Annotated in this window: 15 protein-coding genes and 2 tRNA genes; 9 read left to right on the forward strand and 8 right to left on the reverse strand. The window is 69.3% G+C overall.

Going from position 1 to position 20086, the window contains the following annotated elements:
- Nucleotides 1–183 precede the first annotated feature (183 nt).
- From BIU99_RS08830 to BIU99_RS08845, 4 genes are read left to right on the forward strand one after another with little or no spacing between them, the layout of a single operon-like run.
- Nucleotides 184–1803 carry an ABC transporter substrate-binding protein gene (locus BIU99_RS08830; protein ID WP_071260837.1) on the forward strand — a complete coding sequence of 540 codons (1620 nt, stop codon included), beginning with the start codon at nt 184–186 and terminating at the stop codon, nt 1801–1803.
- Complete coding sequence (locus BIU99_RS08835) at nt 1800–2777, forward strand: ABC transporter permease (protein WP_079002315.1); 978 nt, start codon at nt 1800–1802, stop codon at nt 2775–2777. Before BIU99_RS08830 ends, BIU99_RS08835 begins: the two co-directional genes overlap by 4 nt.
- The gene (locus BIU99_RS08840; protein WP_071260839.1) at nt 2774–3652 is read left to right on the forward strand and encodes an ABC transporter permease; all 879 of its coding nucleotides are present in this window, start codon (nt 2774–2776) and stop codon (nt 3650–3652) included. Before BIU99_RS08835 ends, BIU99_RS08840 begins: the two co-directional genes overlap by 4 nt.
- On the forward strand, nt 3649–5322 hold the full coding sequence (locus tag BIU99_RS08845; RefSeq protein ID WP_071260841.1) for an ABC transporter ATP-binding protein: 1674 nt from the start codon (nt 3649–3651) through the stop codon (nt 5320–5322). Before BIU99_RS08840 ends, BIU99_RS08845 begins: the two co-directional genes overlap by 4 nt.
- Here BIU99_RS08845 and BIU99_RS08850 read toward each other — a convergent pair.
- The gene (locus BIU99_RS08850; protein ID WP_071260843.1) at nt 5302–7506 is read right to left on the reverse strand and encodes an acyltransferase family protein; all 2205 of its coding nucleotides are present in this window, start codon (nt 7504–7506) and stop codon (nt 5302–5304) included. The two genes, BIU99_RS08845 and BIU99_RS08850, sit on opposite strands and share 21 nt — an antisense overlap.
- 132 nt (nt 7507–7638) lie before the next feature.
- Between BIU99_RS08850 and valS the strand changes: the two genes are divergently transcribed.
- The 4 genes from valS to BIU99_RS08870 are packed head-to-tail and all read left to right on the forward strand — an operon-like array spanning nt 7639 to nt 13012.
- Nucleotides 7639–10236 (forward strand): valine--tRNA ligase, encoded by a 2598-nt coding sequence (gene valS, locus BIU99_RS08855; protein WP_071260845.1) that lies wholly within the window; start codon nt 7639–7641, stop codon nt 10234–10236.
- Nucleotides 10233–10679: a GNAT family N-acetyltransferase gene (locus tag BIU99_RS08860; protein ID WP_064295157.1), complete on the forward strand. Its 447-nt coding sequence runs from the start codon at nt 10233–10235 to the stop codon at nt 10677–10679. Before valS ends, BIU99_RS08860 begins: the two co-directional genes overlap by 4 nt.
- Nucleotides 10679–10945: a hypothetical protein gene (locus BIU99_RS08865; protein WP_071260847.1), complete on the forward strand. Its 267-nt coding sequence runs from the start codon at nt 10679–10681 to the stop codon at nt 10943–10945. The genes BIU99_RS08860 and BIU99_RS08865 overlap by 1 nt, the downstream gene beginning before the upstream one ends.
- A 33-nt stretch (nt 10946–10978) precedes the next feature.
- On the forward strand, nt 10979–13012 hold the full coding sequence (locus BIU99_RS08870) for a M3 family metallopeptidase (protein WP_071260848.1): 2034 nt from the start codon (nt 10979–10981) through the stop codon (nt 13010–13012).
- Nucleotides 13013–13084: 72 nt separating this feature from the next.
- Here the strand turns inward: BIU99_RS08870 and clpX are convergent, their stop codons facing one another.
- The 6 genes from clpX to BIU99_RS08900 form a co-directional block, all read right to left on the reverse strand.
- Entirely contained in the window at nt 13085–14362 is a 1278-nt protein-coding gene (gene clpX, locus BIU99_RS08875) for an ATP-dependent Clp protease ATP-binding subunit ClpX (RefSeq protein WP_064295154.1), read from the reverse strand.
- A gap of 111 nt (nt 14363–14473) precedes the next feature.
- Nucleotides 14474–15142 carry an ATP-dependent Clp protease proteolytic subunit gene (locus BIU99_RS08880; RefSeq protein WP_071260849.1) on the reverse strand — a complete coding sequence of 223 codons (669 nt, stop codon included), beginning with the start codon at nt 15140–15142 and terminating at the stop codon, nt 14474–14476.
- A gap of 30 nt (nt 15143–15172) precedes the next feature.
- Entirely contained in the window at nt 15173–15766 is a 594-nt protein-coding gene (locus BIU99_RS08885; protein WP_056006680.1) for an ATP-dependent Clp protease proteolytic subunit, read from the reverse strand.
- Between the two features lie 144 nt (nt 15767–15910).
- Nucleotides 15911–16417, reverse strand: coding sequence for a tetratricopeptide repeat protein (locus BIU99_RS08890; RefSeq protein ID WP_071261203.1), 507 nt, complete (start codon nt 16415–16417; stop codon nt 15911–15913).
- An 85-nt stretch (nt 16418–16502) separates the two neighbouring features.
- Nucleotides 16503–17969 (reverse strand): trigger factor, encoded by a 1467-nt coding sequence (gene tig / locus BIU99_RS08895; protein WP_071260850.1) that lies wholly within the window; start codon nt 17967–17969, stop codon nt 16503–16505.
- A 55-nt stretch (nt 17970–18024) separates the two neighbouring features.
- A tRNA-Pro gene (locus BIU99_RS08900) sits at nt 18025–18098 on the reverse strand.
- A 193-nt stretch (nt 18099–18291) separates the two neighbouring features.
- Between BIU99_RS08900 and BIU99_RS08905 the strand changes: the two genes are divergently transcribed.
- Nucleotides 18292–18362: transfer RNA gene (locus tag BIU99_RS08905), tRNA-Gly, on the forward strand.
- A 197-nt stretch (nt 18363–18559) separates the two neighbouring features.
- On the opposite strand, the gene BIU99_RS08910 is transcribed toward BIU99_RS08905, so the two are convergent.
- The gene (locus BIU99_RS08910) at nt 18560–19831 is read right to left on the reverse strand and encodes an HNH endonuclease signature motif containing protein (RefSeq protein WP_071260851.1); all 1272 of its coding nucleotides are present in this window, start codon (nt 19829–19831) and stop codon (nt 18560–18562) included.
- Between the last annotated feature and the right edge of the window lie 255 nt (nt 19832–20086).

A 20086-nucleotide genomic window follows, 5' to 3' on the forward strand; every position in this document is an offset into this window, starting at 1 on the left:
CCTAGCCGTCGTGCGAGGGGTCGGGGCGTGGTGCTGAGGCTCTATGCTGGTTCCGAGACGGCGTCCAATAATTCGTCCGACGCCGCCACCGGGCCCTCAGCACCCGGTCGATCGCCTTCTGGAGTCCCTGTGCCCGCATCCCCCTCCCCTGCCCGTCGGCGCCCTGCGTCCTCGCGTCGTCCGTTGCGCATCGCCGCGGCGCTCGTTCCGCTCGCGGTCCTGCTCGCGGCCTGTGCACCGGGGACGCCGGCCGCGTCGAGCACACCGAAGGCCGGTGGGACCCTCGTGTACGCCAGCGGGGACGCCGAGCCCACGTGTCTCGATCCGCATGTCGGCGGCAACTACCCACAGGCCCTGTTGAGTGCGCAGTTCCTCGAGCCGCTCGTCTCGCGAGACGCCAAGGGTGAGATCATCCCGTGGCTCGCCGAGTCCTGGACGACGTCGGAGGACGGTCTGACCTGGGAGTTCACCCTGCGGTCGGACGTGACGTTCACCGACGGCACCCCGTTCGACGCGGCGGCGGTCAAGGCGAACATCGAGCACCTGCAGGACCCGGCGACGAAGTCGTCCACGGGCTACCTCGCGGTCGGTAAGGTCGCGACGGTCGAGGCGGTCGACGCCACGACGGCCCGGTTCACGCTCTCCGCTCCCGACAGCGCGCTCCTGGAGTCGTTGTCGCAGCCGTGGACGGCGATGGAGTCCCCGACGGGGATCGCCCGCGGTGAAGCGGCGAACTGCGACGCTCCGGTCGGTACCGGGCCGTTCGTCGTCGACGAGTGGGTGAAGCAGGACCACGTCTCGCTCGTCCGGAACGACGCCTACGACTCGGCACCGGGTGATGCCGCGAACGACGGTCCGGCGTACCTCGACGGCATCACGTGGCGCTTCATCCCCGACTCCGCGTCGCGCTTCGCGGCGCTGCAGAGCGGCGACGTCGACATCATCGACAACGCGCAGCCCGACACGATCGCGCAGGCGAAGGACTCGAAGACGATCGTCGATCTGGACGCACCACGTCCTGGCGCCTCGAACCGCATCGAGCTCAACGCGGGACAGGCGCCGTTCGACGACCAGCGCGTGCGTGAGGCCTTCGTGCGGTCGACGGACGTGAACGCCGGCATCGAGTCCCTGTTCTTCGGCACGGCGAAGCGTTCCTACTCGCCGCTGTCGAGTGCGGAGGCGACCGCCTACTCTGACGAGAGCCTGTTCGGCTACGACCTCGATGCGGCCAACAAGCTCCTGGACGAGGCCGGCTGGACCGAGAAGGACGAGGACGGCGTGCGGACGAAGGACGGCGTCCGGCTGACCGTGCGGTTCCCGGTCAGCACGAACCAGTCGATCCCGGCCGAACAGTCGCTCTTCGAGCAGATCCAGGCCGGAGCCGGTGACGCCGGCTTCGACGTGCAGCTGGAGCTGCTCGACCTGTCGAGCTGGTACGAGGCGCTCGGCTCCAACGCCTACGAGGCCGTCAGCGCTCCGTACACGAAGGTGGGACCGGACGTGCTCCGCGTGCTCTACGACTCCTCGGGCATCGTTCCGGCGCCGAGCGGCTACTTCGCGAACCACGCCCAGCTGGACGACCCCGCGCTCGACGAGATCCTGAAGCAGGCGAGCGACACCCTCGATCCCGAGGAGCGGGCGTTCCTCTACGAGCAGGCGCAGCAGATCATCCTCGACGGCTACTACATCCTGCCGCTCTACGACCAGCAGAACCACTTCCTGCTGAGCACCTCGCTGCAGGGCGTCCGCGCACTGCCGACGGTGTCGACGCCGGTCTTCGGGGACGCCTGGCTCGTGGAGTGAGCTCCATCGGCCGCTCGGGACGCGACCTCCGCCGCCTGGCCGGGCGGATCGGGGCGCGTCTGGCCGGTGCGGTGTTCGTGCTCTGGGCGGTCGCGACGGTCACCTTCTTCGCCGTCCGGCTGATCCCCGGCGATCCGGCGCAGGCCTATCTCGGTGGCCCCGGCTCCCAGGCCTCGGCTGAAGCGCTCGAGCGGGTGCGCGAGCAGTACGGCCTGGACCAGCCGCTCCTCGTGCAGTACCTGGCGCAACTGGTCCGACTGGTCCAGGGGGATCTCGGCGAGTCGGCGTCGCTCCGCACACCGGTGGCCCAGGTGCTCGCCGAACAGCTCGGCGGGACCCTGGTGCTGGCGACGGCGTCGCTCGCCGTCGCCTGGCTCCTGGCGCTCGGCCTCGCGGTCTGGTCGACCCGGGGTGGGCGGGTGTCCGCGGCCCTCGGATCGGCCGTCGAGCTCGTGGCGGCGTCGCTCCCCCAGTTCTGGCTCGCGACCGTCCTCATCACACTCTTCAGCACCTGGCTCGGATGGCTCCCTCCGGTGAGCACGGGTGATGCGGTCGGTCTCATCCTCCCGGTGCTGACCCTGGCCATCCCGGTCGCCGGGTTCCTGGCCCAGGTGATGCGGGAACCGTTGCTCGACGCGGGGAGCGCACCGTTCGCCGTCTCCGCAGCCGCCCGTGGTGAATCGACCACCGGCCTCCTGCTGAGGCACGGCCTACGCCACGCCGCCGTGCCCGCGGTGAACCTGTCGGGATGGGCCTTCGGGTACCTCATCAGCGGCGCGGTGGTGGTGGAGACCATCTTCGCCCGGCCCGGTCTCGGACGGACACTGCTCCAAGCGGTGACCGTCCGTGATGTCCCGGTGGTCACCGGCGTGGTGTTGAGCTCGGCGGTGGCCTACGTCGTCGTCATGTTCGTCGCGGACCTCGCGGCGGAGCTGCTCGACCCACGCGACCGGATCCGGCGGTCCGGTTCATGAGCGGGCTCGCGATCACCCCGACATCCGGAAGCCCCGACGCCCGGGTCCGCCGCGGACGGCGCCGCTCGTCGGGGTTCGGCGCACCCGAGATCGTCGCGGCCGTGGTGGTGCTGTTCCTGCTCGGCTGTGCGCTCGCCCCCCAGCTGTTCGCGACAGCATCACCGACGGCGGTCGACCCGCGGGCCGCGTTCTCGCCGCCCTCCCTCGCGCACTGGTTCGGCACGGACGAGTCCGGTCGCGACGTCTGGAGCCGGGTCGTGCACGGTGCGGGGACCTCGCTCCTCATCGGCGTCGCCGCGACGGCCATCGGACTGATCCTCGGAGCGGTCCTCGCGACGATCGCGGCAGTCGGCGGCCGGATCGCGGACTTCGCCGTGGGACGCGTCCTCGAGGTGCTCTTCGCGTTCCCCGGCCTGTTGCTCGCGCTCCTCGTGATCGTCATCGCGGGGCCCGGTCCGGTCACGGCGACGATCGCGGTCGGCCTGTCGACTGCGCCGGGCTACGCGCGCCTCATCCGCGGTCAACTGCTCCAGGTCCGCTCCTCCGACTTCGTCGAGGCCGCGCGAGTGCTCGGGCACGGGCCGGCCCGGATCCTGTTCCGACACATCCTCCCGAACGCCGTCGCCCCGCTGTTCGTCCTCGCGACCCTCGGCATCGGACAGGCGGTCGTCTGGGCGTCCGCCCTGAGCTACCTCGGGCTCGGGGCGCAACCACCCGCGCCGGAGTGGGGTGCCATGCTCGCCGCAGCACGCACCTACCTCGCGACGGCGTGGTGGCTCACGGCGTTCCCGGGTCTGATGATCGTCGCGACCGCCCTGTCCACCACGGTCCTCGGCCGGGGTCTCCAGCGCCGATCTCGGGAGGACGGCCGATGAGCGACTCCACTCCACTGCTCCAGGTGGAAGCACTGACGGTCGGATTCGGCAGTGGGGACGCCGTCGTCTCCGACGTCTCCTTCCAGGTCGAGCGCGGCACCTGCGTCGCGATCGTCGGCGAGTCGGGCTCCGGCAAGAGCGTGACCGCCAGATCGCTCCTGGGCCTCGCCGGCGCGTCGGCGCGGGTGGCGGCCGCTCGACTCGACTTCGACGGCACCGATCTCCGCGGACTCGGAGCATCGGCCTGGCGACGCCTTCGCGGGCGTCGCATCGGACTCGTCCTCCAGGACGCGCTGGTGTCGCTCGACCCCCTGCGACCGATCGGCCGAGAGATCGACGACGCACTCCGACTCGGCACCGACCTCGACCGGACCGCCCGCACCCGGCGAGTGCTCGAACTCCTCGAATCCGTTGGCATGCCCGACCCGGCTTCCCGCATCGGCCAACGTTCCGGTGAACTCTCCGGCGGGCTCCGTCAGCGCGCGCTCATCGCGTCGGCGATCGCACTGGACCCCGACCTCCTCATCGCCGACGAACCGACGACCGCACTCGACGTCACCGTCCAAGCACGTGTCATCGGCCTCCTCGACGACGTCAAGCGGCGCGGCGCGGGCCTCCTGCTGATCAGCCACGACCTCGCCGTCGTCTCGTCGATCGCCGACCACCTCGTCGTGATGCAGGACGGTGTCGTCGTCGAGCAGGGGCCGGCCGAACAGGTGCTGACCAGGCCGACACACCCGTACACCCGAGCCCTCATCGCCGCGGTCCCCACCGACCGCGCTCGAGGGACGCGCCTCAGCGCAGACCAGCCGGTCGACGCGGCCCCGGTGGCCGAACAGCCGACGACGCGCACCCGTCCGACGACGCAGACCGGATCGGATGCACCAGCGCTGGAGTTCCGATCCGTCACCCGGAGCTTCGAGCGTGGCCGGAGCGCCTCGCCGATCGTGGCGGTCGACGAGGTCTCGCTCCGCCTGGAACCGGGGACGACCCTGGGCGTGGTCGGCGAGTCCGGTTCGGGCAAGACCACCCTCGCCCGCATCGCACTCGGTCTCACCGCACCGCAGTCGGGAGCCGTGCTCTTCGAGGGCGAACCGTGGTCGGAGCTCCCCGAGCGAGCGCGTCGTCCACGACGGAACCGTCTGGGCTGGGTCTCGCAGGATCCGCTGAGCTCGTTCGACCCACGCTGGCGCGTCGACGCCATCCTCGCCGACGCCGTTCGTGGACGCGCGGCCGCACCTCGCGACATCAGCCGTCTCCTCGCGGACGTCGGCCTCGATCCCTCGCTGGCCCGCGCTCGCCCGCGGACGCTCTCCGGCGGGCAACGGCAACGCGTGGCGATCGCCCGGGCACTCGCGAGTCGACCGTCGACGCTCATCCTCGACGAACCCGTCTCCGCGCTCGACGTCACCGTCCAGGCCAGGATCCTGGACCTCCTCGACGAGCTGCAGCGACGCCACGGCCTCAGCTACCTGCTGATCTCCCACGACCTCGGCGTCATCCGCCACATGAGCGACCGCGTCGCCGTGATGCAGCACGGGCGGGTCGTCGAGCATGGCGACGCCGAGCAGGTCTTCACCGCCCCGGCCCACCCCTACACCGCCCGACTGGCAGCCGACGCTCCGCGCCTCATCGCACCGGGTGCGGCATCAGGGAGCGACGCGGTCTGAGTCCGGCGTCGGGATCCGGTCGAGCACCGCCTGGACGACGGGCGCGAGGGTCTCGGCGTACACCCAGCTCAGGTGGTGGTGATCGCGGTACGCGAGGACACCGCCGATCACCGGCGAGCACCGATCGGACGCGCACAGGGCGTCCGAGAGGTCGACAGCACGGACCCGTGGGTCGGTGCTCGCGAGGGCGGCCTCGTACTGCGGATCCTCCGTGAGCGCGTCGCTCCGGTCCCGGGCGCACCCGTCCTCCGGAGCAGCGTCGTCGCGGACGCACTCCAGCACGTCGTCCGCCATCGTCGGGGTGTCGCGCAGGACGACGATCTGCTCGATCGTCTCGGGCACGAGCGCCCAGCGCTCCGCATAGGCTTCCGCAGCCACCTCCCGCCAGTCGCGGTCCCCCTCGGCGACGACCGGGTTCCGGGCGCGCGCCGAGACGACGAGCGTGTCGATCCCCGGCTCGTGCCGCAGCAGCTCGAGGGCGTCGCGGTTCCAGCTCAGGCACCCGGCGCGCATCTCGGCGAGCACCGCCGCGCTCGTCCCGGGCTCCGTGCGCTCGGCGTCGCTGAACGGGCAGGAGCTCTTCGCCGCGACGAGGAGCCGCCACCCGTTCGTCTCGGCAGCCGTCGCGAACGCCGGCAACCACTGCTCGGCGTGCGAGTCCCCGATGAGCGCCACCGTCCTCGTCGCCTGCTCCGCGCCGGCGCCGTAAGCGCAGACCTCGAACGCGGCGGCTCGGATATCGGTGATGCAGCGGTCCGGCGGCAGGTCGGCGAGCGACGCGTCGGGAATGACGACCCCGCTGGTCTCATCCCCGGAGGACGCCGAGGAACCGTCGAGCGAGGTCTCACCACCAGAGCCCTCCGTGCCGTCCGATGACGCTCCCTCGTCCCGCGGACACGCTGCAGCATCGACGAGCTCCGCGGCACCGAGGCAGTTCGACGGGGTCGCGACCAAGGTCTCGATGCGTTGCTGTTCGGCGGCGATGCGCGCCTCGGCACCGGGGAGCATCCCGATCGAGGCGATCGACAGGACGCTCATCGCGAGGGCGGTCGCGCCGATGACCCGTCGTGGCCGCCAACCGGCCATCCGCCGGAACCGGATCGGGCGCTCCACGAACCGCGTCGTCACCTCCGCGAGGACGCCGGTGATGACGAGGACGACGAGCTGTTCGGGGAAAGTGGTCGACCGAGCGAGCACGATCCCGCCGAACACGATGAGGGGCCAGTGCCAGAGGTAGACCGCGTAAGAGCGGTCGCCGAGCCACTGGATCGGCGCCCGGGCGAGCAGCGTGGTCGGCGACCACCGGACGTCCGGGGCCCAGGCCGCCATCACGGCGATCGTCCCGCCCACCGGCAGCGCAGCGGTCAACGCCGGGAAGGGCGTCTCCCCCGAAAACCAGACGGCAGCCGCCCCGATTGCGGCGAACCCGAGCCAGGCGACGACCGTGCGCCCACCCGCCCGCAGCCCCCAGCCACGCCGGGCCCCCTCGGCGACCATGATCGCCGTCAGTCCCCCGGCGGCGAACTCCCAGGCCCTCGTCGTCGTCGCGAAGTAGGCCGGAGACGGGTCCTGCACGGTGAAGACGACCGACCAGGCGGCCGACGCGATGCAGACGAGTCCGATCGCGATCGCGACGCCCCGACGCCGCACCGTCGGCGCAGCCGAGCGACGGGCGACCCGCACGGCGAGCCAGCCGGCGCCGAGGACCAGGATCGGCCAGACGAGGTAGAACTGCTCCTCGACCGACAGCGACCAGAAGTGCTGCACCGGCGACGGAGCGTCCTCCGCCGCGAGGTAGTCGATCGCGGATCCGGCGAGCGCCCAGTTCTCGATGTACAGGGCCGACCATGCGATCTCGCGCAGGAACCGGGGCAGGTCCCCGAGCGGCGCGAGGTACCAGCTCGCGACGAAGGTCGCGGTGAGGACGGTGAGTGCGGCGGGGAGCAGCCGTCGTGCGCGCCGGGCCCAGAACCGCCCGAGTCGGACCGAACCGGATCGCTCGACCTCGTCGAGGAGGTGCGCCGTGATGAGGAAACCGGAGATCGCGAAGAACACGTCGACGCCGACGAACCCGCCCGGTATGAGCCCCGGCCAGAGATGGAACACCACGACGAGCGAGACCGCCACGGCACGAAGGCCCTGGAGGTCGGCTCTGACGGGTCCGGTGACGGCTCTGGTCGACACGGTCCGATGCTATCGGCGGAGGATGGCGGTCGGCGGTCCGGCGACCTCCCGGTCCCCTGCGATAGCATGGGATGTTCCCACACACTCAGGCACGCAGACACGGTGCCGCACATATCAGCAGGAGATCGCCTCATGACCGCTGCCAGCATCCCGGACAAGCCGGCCCTCGAAGGTCTCGAGCAGAAGTGGGGCTCCTCCTGGGAGTCCGCGGGGACCTACCGGTTCGAGCGCGACGGCGCCACGCGTGAGTGCATCTACTCGATCGACACCCCGCCGCCGACCGCATCCGGCTCCCTGCACATCGGTCACGTCTTCAGCTACACGCACACCGACGTGATCGCCCGCTACCAGCGGATGACCGGCAAGCGCGTCTTCTACCCCATGGGCTGGGACGACAACGGCCTCCCGACCGAACGCCGCGTCCAGAACTACTACGGCGTCCGGTGCGACCCGACACTCCCCTACGACGCGGACTTCACCCCGCCGTTCGAGGGTGGCGACAACAAGAGCACGAAGGCCGCCGATCAGATCCCGATCTCGCGTCGCAACTTCATCGAGCTGTGCGAGCGCCTCACCGTCGAGGACGAGCAGCAGTTCGAGGCCGTCTGGCGTGCGCTCGGCCTCTCCGTGGACTGGACGCAGAGCTACCGCACCATCGGCGACGAGTCGATCACGGCGAGCCAGCTCGCGTTCCTGCGCAACCTGGACCGCGGCGAGGCCTACCAGGCGATGGCGCCGACCCTCTGGGACATCACCTTCCGAACGGCGGTCGCCCAGGCGGAGCTCGAGGACAAGGAGCAGCCGGGCACCTACCGTCGGCTGTCCTTCCACCGCCTGGACGGCGGCACCATCGAGATCGAGACCACACGGCCGGAGCTCCTCCCCGCCTGCGTCGCCCTCGTCGCCCACCCAGACGACGAGCGCTTCAAGCCGCTGTTCGGTACGACCGTGACCACGCCGGTGTTCGGTGTCGAGGTACCCGTGCTCGCCCACCACCTCGCCCAGCCCGACAAGGGCGCCGGCATCGCGATGGTGTGCACCTTCGGTGACATCACCGACATCGTGTGGTGGCGCGAACTCGACCTCCCCAACCGCGCGATCCTCGGCTTCGACGGCCGCGTCATCTCGGAGGCCCCTGAGGCGATCACCTCCGAAGCCGGTCTCGAGGCGTACGCGCAGCTCGCCGGGAAGACCGTCTTCAGCGCCAAGCAGACCGTCGTCGACCTCCTCGCCGCCTCGGGCGACCTGATCGGCGAGCCGAAGCAGATCACCCACCCGGTGAAGTTCTTCGAGAAGGGCGACAAGCCGCTGGAAATCGTCTCGACCCGCCAGTGGTACATCCGCAACGGCGCCCGCGACGAACAGCTCCGCGGCCGCCTCCTCGAACTCGGCTCGGAGCTCGAGTGGCACCCCGACTTCATGCGCGTGCGCTACGAGAACTGGGTCGGTGGTCTGTCCGGCGACTGGCTGATCTCCCGCCAGCGCTTCTTCGGTGTGCCGATCCCCCTCTGGTACCCGCTCGACGCCGACGGCAACCCGGTCTACGACCAGCCGATCGCGCCAGACCACGCCGCTCTGCCCGTCGATCCCTCCAGCGATGCCGCACCCGGTTACGACGAGTCGCAGCGCGGCGTCCCCGGTGGGTTCATGGGCGAGGTCGACGTCATGGACACCTGGGCCACGTCGAGCCTCACCCCGCAGCTCGCCGGCGGCTGGGAGCGCGACCCAGAGCTCTGGGATCTCGTGTTCCCGTACTCGCTGCGCCCGCAGGGTCAGGACATCATCCGCACCTGGCTGTTCTCCACCATGCTCCGCAGCGTCCTCGAGTACGACCGGAAGCCGTGGGAGCACGCCTCCGTGTCCGGCTTCATCGTCGACCCCGACCGCAAGAAGATGTCGAAGTCGAAGGGCAACGTCGTCACGCCGGCGGCCATGCTCGAACAGCACGGTTCGGACGCCGTCCGGTACTGGGCGGCCTCGAGCCGTCTCGGCACCGACGCCGCCTTCGACCCGCAGAATCCGACGCAGATCAAGATCGGCCGACGCCTGGCGATCAAGGTGCTCAACGCCTCGAAGTTCATCCTCGGGTTCACCGGTCGTGAAGACGCCCCGGTGACGGAGGCCGTCGACCTCGCCATGCTGAGCGTCCTCCGCAAGACCGTCGCCGACGCCAGCAGTGCGCTGGCCGGTTACGACCACGCGCGCGCGCTCGAGCTCACCGAAGCGTTCTTCTGGACGTTCTGCGACGACTACCTCGAGCTCGTCAAGGAGCGGGCCTACGGCGAGGAGAGCCCTGAGCAGGCTTCGGCGGTGGCCGCGCTGCGGATCGCGCTCTCGACCCTGCTCCGCCTGTTCGCCCCGTTCATCCCGTTCGCGGCCGAGGAAGCCTGGTCCTGGACGCACGACGGCTCCGTGCACCGTGCCAGCTGGCCCACCGACGAGGAGTTCGCAGGACTCGCAGCGGGCGAACCGCAGGTGTTGCAGCTCGCGAGCGAGGCACTCACGGGCATCCGGCGCGCGAAGACCGACGCCAAGGCGTCCCAGAAGACCCCGGTGGACTCCGCGGTCATCGCCGGACCCGCCGCATCGATCGAGCTGCTCGCGCTCGTCGCAGACGACCTCCGCGCCGTCGGACGCATCGAGTCCCTCGAGTTCCGCACCGCCGATGTCCTGTCGGTCGGCGACATCGTCTTCGCCCCGGCGGCCGACGCCGAGGAGGCACGCGCATGAGCGTCACCATCCGTCCCGCCGTCGAGAGCGACCTGTTCGCGTGGCACGCGCTGTACTCCGGCTACGGGGAGTTCTACGGCAACCCCCTGACCGACGAGAAGGCCGTCCTCGTGTGGGGCTGGCTCAGCGACCCGACCCACCCGTTGACCGCGCTCGTCGCGGAGGACGCACAGGGCGCCCTCGTCGGCCTCGCTCACTATCGGGTGTTCCCCCGTGCCCTCGCCGGCGGGACCGGGCTCTACCTCGACGACCTCTTCGTCGCCGAGGACGCCCGCACCGGAGGAGTCGGGACCGCGCTGATCGAGCACGTCCGCGACCTCGCGAAGGCGGACGGCCACAGCGTCGTCCGGTGGATCACCGCCGCCGACAACGAGCGCGCCCAGGCCGTGTACGACAAGCTGGCGACCCGCACGAGCTGGGTCACCTACGACCTGGAGCCGTGATGCAACTCGGGACCCGCTGGGCCGTCGGCGCCAAGCCGCCGGAGAACGTGCCGACGCCGGTGCAGACGGTCATCGCCGCCGAGGAGCAGGAGTTGCTCGCGCAGGGCGTGGACGCATCCTCGTGGCGCTGGACCCTCACCTGGCTCGAACGCCGACCCGTCGTCGAGCTCGACGACGGTACGACCATCCGTCAGCACGCGGACGGATCCGTCAGCCTCACCCGGCCGGACGACGACCACGACGACGACGAAGACGAAGACGACTGAGCCTCCTCCCCGGCACGCTGGATAGGGTGAGGTATGGAATCACACACGAATCCGTTCCTCCAGCCGAGCACACTCCCCTATCAGCTGCCGCCGTTCGGCGAGATCCGCGAGGAGCACTTCCGCCCCGCCTTCACAGCCGGGTTCGCGCAGCAACTCGACGAGATCGCGGCGATCACCGCGCAGGACGACGCGCCGACCTTCGAGAACACGCTGATACCGCTCGAACGGAGCGGCGCGATCCTCAGGCGGGTCGCAGCGGTCTTCTTCAATCAGAGTTCGGCGGACAGCTCCGCGTTCACCAATGCACTCGAGGAGGAGCTCGCGCCGCAGCTGGCCGCCCACGAGGACGCGATCAGGCTCGACCCCGCGCTGTACGCGCGGATCGCGGCGGTCCACGCACGTCTCGACGACCTCCAGCTGTCGGCCGAGGCGGCCTACCTGGTCCGACGCGTGTACAGCGAACACACGCTCGCGGGCGCCGGTCTCGACGCCGAGGAGAAGCAGCGGCTCTCCGACCTCAATCTCCGCCTCTCGACGCTGACCACCCGGTTCGAGAAGCAGCTCCTGGCCGACACCAACGACCTCGCCGTCCACCTCACCGATGCCGCTGAGCTCGACGGGCTGAGTGCGGGCGAGATCTCCGCCGCGGCCCAGGCGGCCGCCGAACGAGGTCTCGACGGATGGCTCATCACCCTCGTCCTCCCGACCGGCCATCCGGCGCTGTCGTCGTTGACGCACCGCGGCGTCCGCGAGCGGATCATGACGGCCTCCCGTGCCCGCGGCACGCACGGCGGACCGAACGACAACCGTGACCTCGTGCTCGAGATCACCCGCCTCCGAGCCGAGCGCGCCGCACTCCTGGGGTTCCCGTCGCACGCGGCGGTGGTCACCGCGGACCAGACCGCGGGGACCCCGGAGGCCGTCGCAGCGCTCCTCTCCCGTCTGGCGATCCCCGCCGCCCGCAACGCGGATCGGGAACAGCGCGAACTCGAGCGGGTCACCGGCCTCGAGACCGTCGAAGCATGGGATTGGCCGTTCGCGACCGAACAGGTCAGGATCGACCGGTTCGACGTCGACACCAGCGTGATGCGCCCGTACTTCGAAGCGGAGCGGGTCCTGTTCGACGGGGTGTTCGCCGCAGCGACCAAGCTCTACGGCATCACCTTCGCCGAACGGACCGACCTCCAGGGCTACCACCCCGACGTCCGTGTCTTCGAGGTCTGGAACGAGGACGGCTCCGGCCTCGGCCTGTACCTCCTCGACCTGTACACCCGCGACAGCAAGCGCGGCGGCGCCTGGATGAACGCGCTCATCTCCCAGAACCGCCTGCTCGACCAGCCCACCGTCGTGGTCAACAACCTGAACGTCCCGAAGCCGGCCGAGGGCGAACCCACCCTGCTGAGCCTCGACGAGGTCACGACCTTCTTCCACGAGTTCGGCCACGCGCTGCACGGTCTCTTCGCGGAGGTCGAGTACCCGCGGTTCTCCGGTACGAACGTCTTCCGGGACTTCGTCGAGTTCCCGAGCCAGGTGAACGAGATGTGGATGCTGTGGCCCGAGGTGCTCGCCGGCTACGCCAGGCACGTCGAGACCGGTGAGCCGATGCCGCAGGAACTGGTGGCGAAGCTCCAGGCGTCCGAGGGATTCAACGAGGGCTTCTCGACGAGCGAGTACCTCGCTGCGGCGATGCTCGACCAGGCCTGGTACAGCATCGGTACGGATGACCGCGTCGACGATGTGGAGGCCTTCGAGGCGGCGGCGCTCCGATCCGCCGGACTCGACAATCCGGCCGTCCCGCCCCGGTACGCGAGCACGTACTTCGCCCACACCTTCTCGGGTGGATACGACGCCGGCTACTACTCCTACATCTGGAGCGAGGTGCTCGACGCCGACACCGTCGACTGGTTCACGGAGAACGGCGGACTGACGAGGGAGAACGGCGACCGCTTCCGCACCAAGCTCCTCGGGGTCGGCGGTTCGAAGGATCCGCTGGAGGCCTACCGCGACTTCCGTGGGCGCGACGCGGTCATCGAGCCGCTCCTCCGACGCCGCGGGCTCGAGGACTGAACGACGAAGCCCGCCGCAGCTACTCCGGAGGATCCGGGGCGCTGCGGCGGGCTGTCCACCGCTGGGTGTCGTCTAGGCCGACTTCTCCTGGCGGCGAGCCGCACGAGGGACGATCGTCGGGGCCGCGTTCTCGACGACGGACTCCCGGGTGATGACCACGCGAGCGACCTCGTCGGTGGAGGGCACCTCGAACATGATCGGCCCGAGCACCTCTTCCATGATGGCTCGGAGCCCTCGGGCACCGGTCTTGCGGAGGACGGCGAGGTCGGCGATCGCTTCGAGTGCCGCCTGGTCGAACTCCAGCTCGACGCCGTCGATCTCGAACATGCGCTGGTACTGACGCACGAGCGCGTTCTTCGGGACCGTGAGGATCTCCATGAGCGCGTGCTGGTCGAGCGGTGTGACCGTCGTGACGACCGGCAGGCGACCGATGAACTCGGGGATGAGGCCGAACTTGTGGAGGTCTTCCGGCAGGACCTCGCCGAAGAGGTTCACGTCATCGCCCTTGCTGTGCAGGGGTGCACCGAAACCGATGCCCTTCTTGCCCGCGCGGGAGGAGATGATCTCCTCCAGCCCGGCGAAGGCGCCTGCCACGATGAACAGGACGTTCGTCGTGTCGATCTGGATGAACTCCTGGTGCGGGTGCTTCCGGCCGCCCTGCGGGGGTACCGAGGCGACGGTGCCCTCGAGAATCTTGAGGAGCGCCTGCTGGACGCCCTCACCGGAGACGTCGCGCGTGATGGAGGGGTTCTCCGCCTTACGGGCGATCTTGTCGACCTCGTCGATGTAGATGATGCCGGTCTCCGCGCGCTTGACGTCGTAGTCGGCGGCCTGGATGAGCTTGAGGAGGATGTTCTCGACGTCCTCGCCGACGTAGCCGGCCTCGGTCAATGCGGTCGCATCGGCGACGGCGAAGGGGACGTTGAGTCGCTTCGCGAGGGTCTGCGCGAGATAGGTCTTGCCGCAGCCCGTCGGGCCGATGAGGAGGATGTTGCTCTTCGCGATCTCGATGTCGTCGTGCACCGTCTCGGCGGGAGCGAGCGTGGCACGGGAGCGGACGCGCTTGTAGTGGTTGTACACCGCGACCGAGAGCGCCTTCTTCGCGGCCTCCTGGCCGATGACGTACTCCTCGAGGAAGGCGAAGATCTCCTTCGGCTTCGGGAGGTCGAACTCGCTCACCGTCTCCTCGCTCGCTTCGGCGAGTCGCTCGGCGATGATCTCGTTGCACAACTCGACGCACTCGTCGCAGATGTACACGCCGGGACCAGCGATCAGCTGCTGGACCTGCTTCTGGCTCTTGCCGCAGAACGAGCACTTGAGCAGATCGGCGCTTTCGCCTATCCGTGCCATGTCTTTCCCTCTCCCTGGAGATTCGGTGCTCCGAGCCTAACCTGTCCGTGCGACAACTCGGCGCGCCACCCCGCTGGGATGACGCGCCGAGTCGTGAGCACGGGAACCGGGTCAGGCCGTGATGGCCGCGATCGGGTTCTTCCGTGAGGTGAGCACCTGGTCGATGAGACCGTACTCGAGCGCCTCGGCGGCCGAGAGGATCTTGTCGCGGTCGATGTCCTTATTGACCTGCTCCACCGAACGGTTGGAGTGGTGGGCCAGGGTCGACTCGAGCCAGCCGCGCATGCGGAGGATCTCGGCCGCCTGGATCTCGATGTCCGAAGCCTGTCCGTGGCCGGCCTCGCCGACGGCGGGCTGGTGGATCAGGATGCGGGCGTTCGGGAGCGCCAGGCGCTTACCCGGCGTACCGGCGGCGGTGAGCACGGCAGCGGCGGAGGCCGCCTGTCCGAGGACCACCGTCATGACGTGCGGACGGATGTACTGCATCGTGTCGTAGATCGCCGTCATCGCGGTGAACGAGCCACCGGGCGAGTTGATGTACATGACGATGTCGCGGTCGGGGTCCATGCTCTCGAGCACGAGCAGCTGGGCCATGATGTCGTCGGCCGATGCGTCGTCGACCTGCACGCCGAGGAAGATGATGCGGTCCTCGAAGAGCTTCGCGTACGGGTCCTGGCGCTTGTAGCCGTAGGCCGTGCGCTCTTCGAAGCTCGGGAGGATGTAGCGAGCACCCGGCATCTGCAGCGAGCGGCCCGCCGCACTGAACGTTGGAGTCTCCATGTGTTGCATTCCTGTCTGGTCGAAGCCGGGTTACTTGTCGCTGTCGACGGTTCCGCCGCCGCCGGCCACGTCGAGCGCGGACTCACGGAGGTGGTCGACGAAACCGTATTCGAGCGCCTCTTCGGCGTTGAACCAACGGTCGCGGTCGCCATCGGCGTTGATCTGCTCGACGCTCTTGCCGGTCTGTGCCGCGGTGATCTCGGCGAGACGGCGCTTCATGTCGAGGATGAGCTGCGCCTGGGTCTGGATGTCGCTCGACGTTCCGCCGAATCCGCCGTGCGGCTGGTGGAGGAGCACGCGGGCGTTCGGGGTGATGTAGCGCTTGCCCTTGGTGCCGGCCGTGAGGAGGAGCTGACCCATCGACGCGGCCATACCGATACCGACCGTGACGATGTCGTTCGGCACGAACTGCATGGTGTCGTAGATGGCCATGCCGGCCGTGATGGAGCCACCGGGCGAGTTGATGTAGAGGTAGATGTCGCGCTTCGGGTCGTCCGCGGCGAGCAGCAGCAGCTTGGCCGCGATCTCGTTCGCGTTCTCGTCGCGGACCTCGGCGCCCAGCCAGATGATCCGGTCCTTCAGCAGGCGGTCAAAGACACTGGGCGAGAACTGTGGTTCGGCCATTATCGCTCCGTTTCGGTTGTGCAGTGGTTCGAATCTATCGGAGGCGACGCACCACCAACGCCCTGTTCGCCCTCGGCAGACTCCCGGGCGGCGGGGTTCGCCGGAGGCGGACGGCGAGCGGACGGACCGCGCGACCGCCGGGGCTCAGCGGAGCGGATCCGTCTCGAGTTCGTCGGCGTAGGCGCGGACGGACCGGTGGTAGCGCGGGAGGTGCGGCACAAGGGCACGGAGGGCGACCGCGGTCGCTCGGCGCGGGTCCCCCGAGCTGGCGAGCGCCAGTGCCAGGAAGGCCGCGGTCGCGTCCGCGTACGGACCGGTCGGATCGTCCGCGAGCTGCTGTTCGAGCAGATCGACGCTCTCAGCGGTCCGGCCGAGGTTACGGAGCGTGCTGGCCAGTTGGATGATCGCCTGCGGACGGTGCTCCTCGTCGAGCCCGGCTTCGAGGGCGGCACGGTAGAAGACCTCTGCCTCGACCTCGTGGCCAGCGGAGTCGCGCGCACCGGCAGCCTCGAACGCGGCACGGGCGTCACCCGCCGGACGCTCGGTGACCAGGGCGTCGATGGCAGCGATGCGCTGCTCGTCGTCGATGGTCTCGTCGGCCCAGACGGCTGCGACCCGTTCGTCCCAGCCGGTTGGTTCGATCGTCGTCATCATTGCTCCCATTCGGCTGATGTGTCCGGAGACGACGACAGGGGCGGAATCGCTTCCGCCCCTGTCGTCACTGCTGGTTGCTGTCCTACTCGGCAGCGGCCTCGTCGGCAGCGGCCTTCTTGGCCGGTGCCTTCTTGGCGGGCGCCTTCTTCGCAGGTGCCTTCTTGGCGGCGGCCTTCTTCGGCTCGGCCTCGACCGGAGCCTCGTCGGCGGCGTCCTCGGCCGGAGCCTCGGTCGTCTCGTCGGCTGCAGTCTCGGTGGCGGCGTCCTCGTCCTCGACCACGGCGACGAAGTCGCTCAGGTCGACGGGCTTGCCGTTGGAGTCGACGACCTCGGCCTTGCCGAGCGCGATGGCGATGGCCTTGTTGCGGGCGACCTCGCCGACCATGGCTGGGATCTGACCCTGCTGGCCGAGTGCCTCGATGAATTCACCGGGTTCCATGCCGTACTGCGACGCGCTCTGGATGAGGTATTCGGTGAGCTCGTTCTGGTTCACCTGGACGTTGAGCGACTCGGCGAGGGCGTCGAGGAGGAGCTGCGTGCGCAGTGCCTTCTCGCTGGACTCGGTGACCTCGGCGCGGTGCTCGTCGTCCTCGAGGCGGTTCTCGCCCTCGAGGTGACGGTGCACCTCGTCCTCGATGACGCTCTCGGGCACGGGGATCTGCGCGGCCTCGAGCATGGCGTCGACGAGCGCGGTGCGTGCGTCGCGGCCCTGGGTGATGACCTGCTGGCGCTCGACGACCTCACGCAGCTGCGCCTTGAACTCGTCGATGGTGTCGAACTCGCTCGCGATCTGAGCGAAGTCGTCGTCGGCCTCGGGGAGCTCGCGCTCCTTGACGGCGGTCAGGGTGACGGTGACCTCGGCGTCCTCGCCCTCGTGCTCGCCACCGAGCAGCGGCGAGGTGAAGGTGGTGGTCTCACCGGCGGTGAGGGAGTCGAGTGCCTCGTCGATGCCGGTGAGCAGCTCGCCCGAACCGATCTCGTAGGAGACGCCGCTCGCGCGGTCGACCTCGGCGTCGTTGATCTTGGCGACCAGGTCGAGCTGGGCGAAGTCGCCCGTCTTGGCCGGGCGGTCGACGGTCACGAGCGTGCCGAAGCGCGCGCGGATGCGGTCGAGCTCGTCCTGGACGTCGGCTTCGCCGGCTTCCTGGGCGTCGACGGTGAGCTTGAGGCCCTCGTAGTCGGGAAGCGTGATCTCGGGACGGACGTCGACCTCGATGTTCACGAGCAGGTCGCCGGAGAAGTCCTTCTCGTTCGGCCACTCGACGATGTCGGCCTGCGGGCGGCCGAGCGGACGGAGTTCGTTCTCCTCGAGTGCCTTGCGGAAGAAGCCGTCGAGGCCCTCGTTGACGGCGTGCTCGATCACGGCGCCCTTGCCGACGCGCTGGTCGATGATCGCCGGTGGCACCTTGCCCTTACGGAAGCCGGGGACGTTGATGTCCTCGGCGATGTGTCCGTAGGCGTGGGTGATGCTCGGCTTGAGCTCCTCGGGCGTCACCGCGATGGCGAGCTTGACGCGAGTGGGGCTCAGCTTCTCGACCGTGGTCTTCACGTGATTACTTCTCCTGTGTCGGGGATTCTGCCTCAGTTGAGGACGCAAAACGGAGTCGGGGCGACAGGATTCGAACCTGCGACCTCCCGGTCCCAAACCGGGCGCTCTACCAAGCTGAGCTACGCCCCGGATCGGCGACAATCCGGCCAGCCGGCCCGACCGACGAGCGGTGGGCGAAATGGCCTCGGTCAGTCTAGCCCAGAATCTGTGCGGCCCCTGTGCGGTTTCCGGGGCGGAACCGGCCTCGGCACACGTGGCTGCACGGATGGGCCCTCGGGATGCAGTAGCATTACCGGGTGAGTTCGTCGCAGTGCGGCGCCTCGGGGATGTAGCTCAATGGTAGAGCCTCAGTCTTCCAAACTGATTACGCGGGTTCGATTCCCGTCATCCCCTCTCAATACATCAGAACCAGGCGGCGGCGCGAAAGCAGGCGCGACGGTTCGGTCATCGCACAGGGCCTTCCTGACATCACACCCTTCGACAGGCTCGTCCACTCTTCGACAGGCTCCGGGGGCGAAGCGTCCCGAGCGAACCTCTCCCGGTCGCTGAGCCTGTCGAAGTGCCCACGAGGACGCCTTGTCGTTCCGAGGTCAGAACGGAGCAGGGTCCGGTTCTGTGCGGTGGTGCTTTCCGTCGGGCGTCGTCCACTCGAGGACTCCGCCCGGTCCGTGGTCGAGGTTCCACCCAGGGAGGTGCTTCATCCGATGGTGATGTCGACAGAGACAGGCGAGATTCCCGACATCCGTCGTCCCGCCGTCCTCCCACGCGATCGAATGATCGAGGTCGCAAGCCCGGGCCCGCCTCCCGCAACCGGGTGCCCGACAGGTGCCGTCCCGCAGCCGGACCGCGCGTTGGAGATCTGCCGGAACGCGGTACCGGTTCCGGCAGACGGAGAGGACCGCACTCGTTTCTGCCTGGACGAGGATCCGGGTGAAGCTTGGTGCGTTCACCGCGATCCGTGCCGCGGTCTCCGGGTCGATGGGACCGTACCCATCGAGGGTTGCCGGGGTGTCGGAGACACCGGCCATGCTGAGCGCCGGGACGGAGATCTGCACGATCGGTGTGATGTGTTCCTGGACCTCGATCGGGTGCGGGAGCACCGGGCTCGACATGACGTCCTCGGGCGTGACGCCGGTCAGGGCGACGGCCGCGAGGGCGTCCGCCTGCAGTTGTGCGCAGGTGCGGGTGTCGCCGGCTGAGCGTGACTCCGCTGCGGCGGCTTCGACGCGCTCGAGGACGCCTTGCGCGATGGGTGCCGTGGTGAAGAGGTGCACCCAAGCCATGCCGTCGGCTGCCGGGTCGAACTCAACCCGGCGGTCGGCCTCGGAGCGGACGGCTCGTGCCGTGATCGATTCCGGGTGGAGGCGCTCGCGGAGCACACGGGCACGGCTCTTGAGACCCGCAGCGGTCATGCGCTCCGCTTCAAGCAGGACCTTGTCGAGGAACACCGCCCGCCCGGCGGCAGGGACGTCGCAGAGCTGGTCGGTGATCACCTGCGCATGCCTCGCCGAGATGCGGCCTGCCTCGAGCGACGCCAGCACGGCCGGCGCTTCGTTGACGAGCCGTTCGGCGTCGTTGGTCGCACACTGGACCGTCCGCTCCGGGATCCGGGTCGCCATCGCGAGGGCCGCACACGTCGACCGACGAGACAGAGCCTTGCGTTCGGCCGGCGGGAAGACCGCAGGGACCGTGGCGTCGGCAAACGCGTCAGCATAGGCGGCGGAACGGGCCAGGAGGCGCGCCTTTCGTGCGTCCAAGACGGCCTGCTGACGGTGGAGGTCCGCCCACTCCTCCGAGAACTCCGCGAGCTGCGCGGCGTACTCGTCGCCGACGCGGGTCGCGGTGAGGGTGGTCTCGGTCATGGGACAAGTCCACCATGAACCACTGACATTCCAGATGCCGAGTGAGGGTGACTGTGGAAGTTGCTCGTGTGCCCTTCGACAAGCTCAGGGACCGGGAAGAGGAGCGCCGGTTCTCCGCGTGCCCTTCGACAAGCTCAGGGACCGGGAAGAGGAGCGCCGGATTCGTGAGGTTCTCCGCATGCCCTTCGACAGGCTCAGGGACCGGAGGAGGTCCCCCAAGGAACCGGAGGTGGTCATCGGGGTCGGGAGGGAGAC

Origin of the sequence: Plantibacter sp. MMLR14_011, assembly GCF_001865025.1 — a bacterium.
Classification (GTDB): Bacteria; Actinomycetota; Actinomycetes; order Actinomycetales; family Microbacteriaceae; genus Plantibacter; species Plantibacter flavus_A.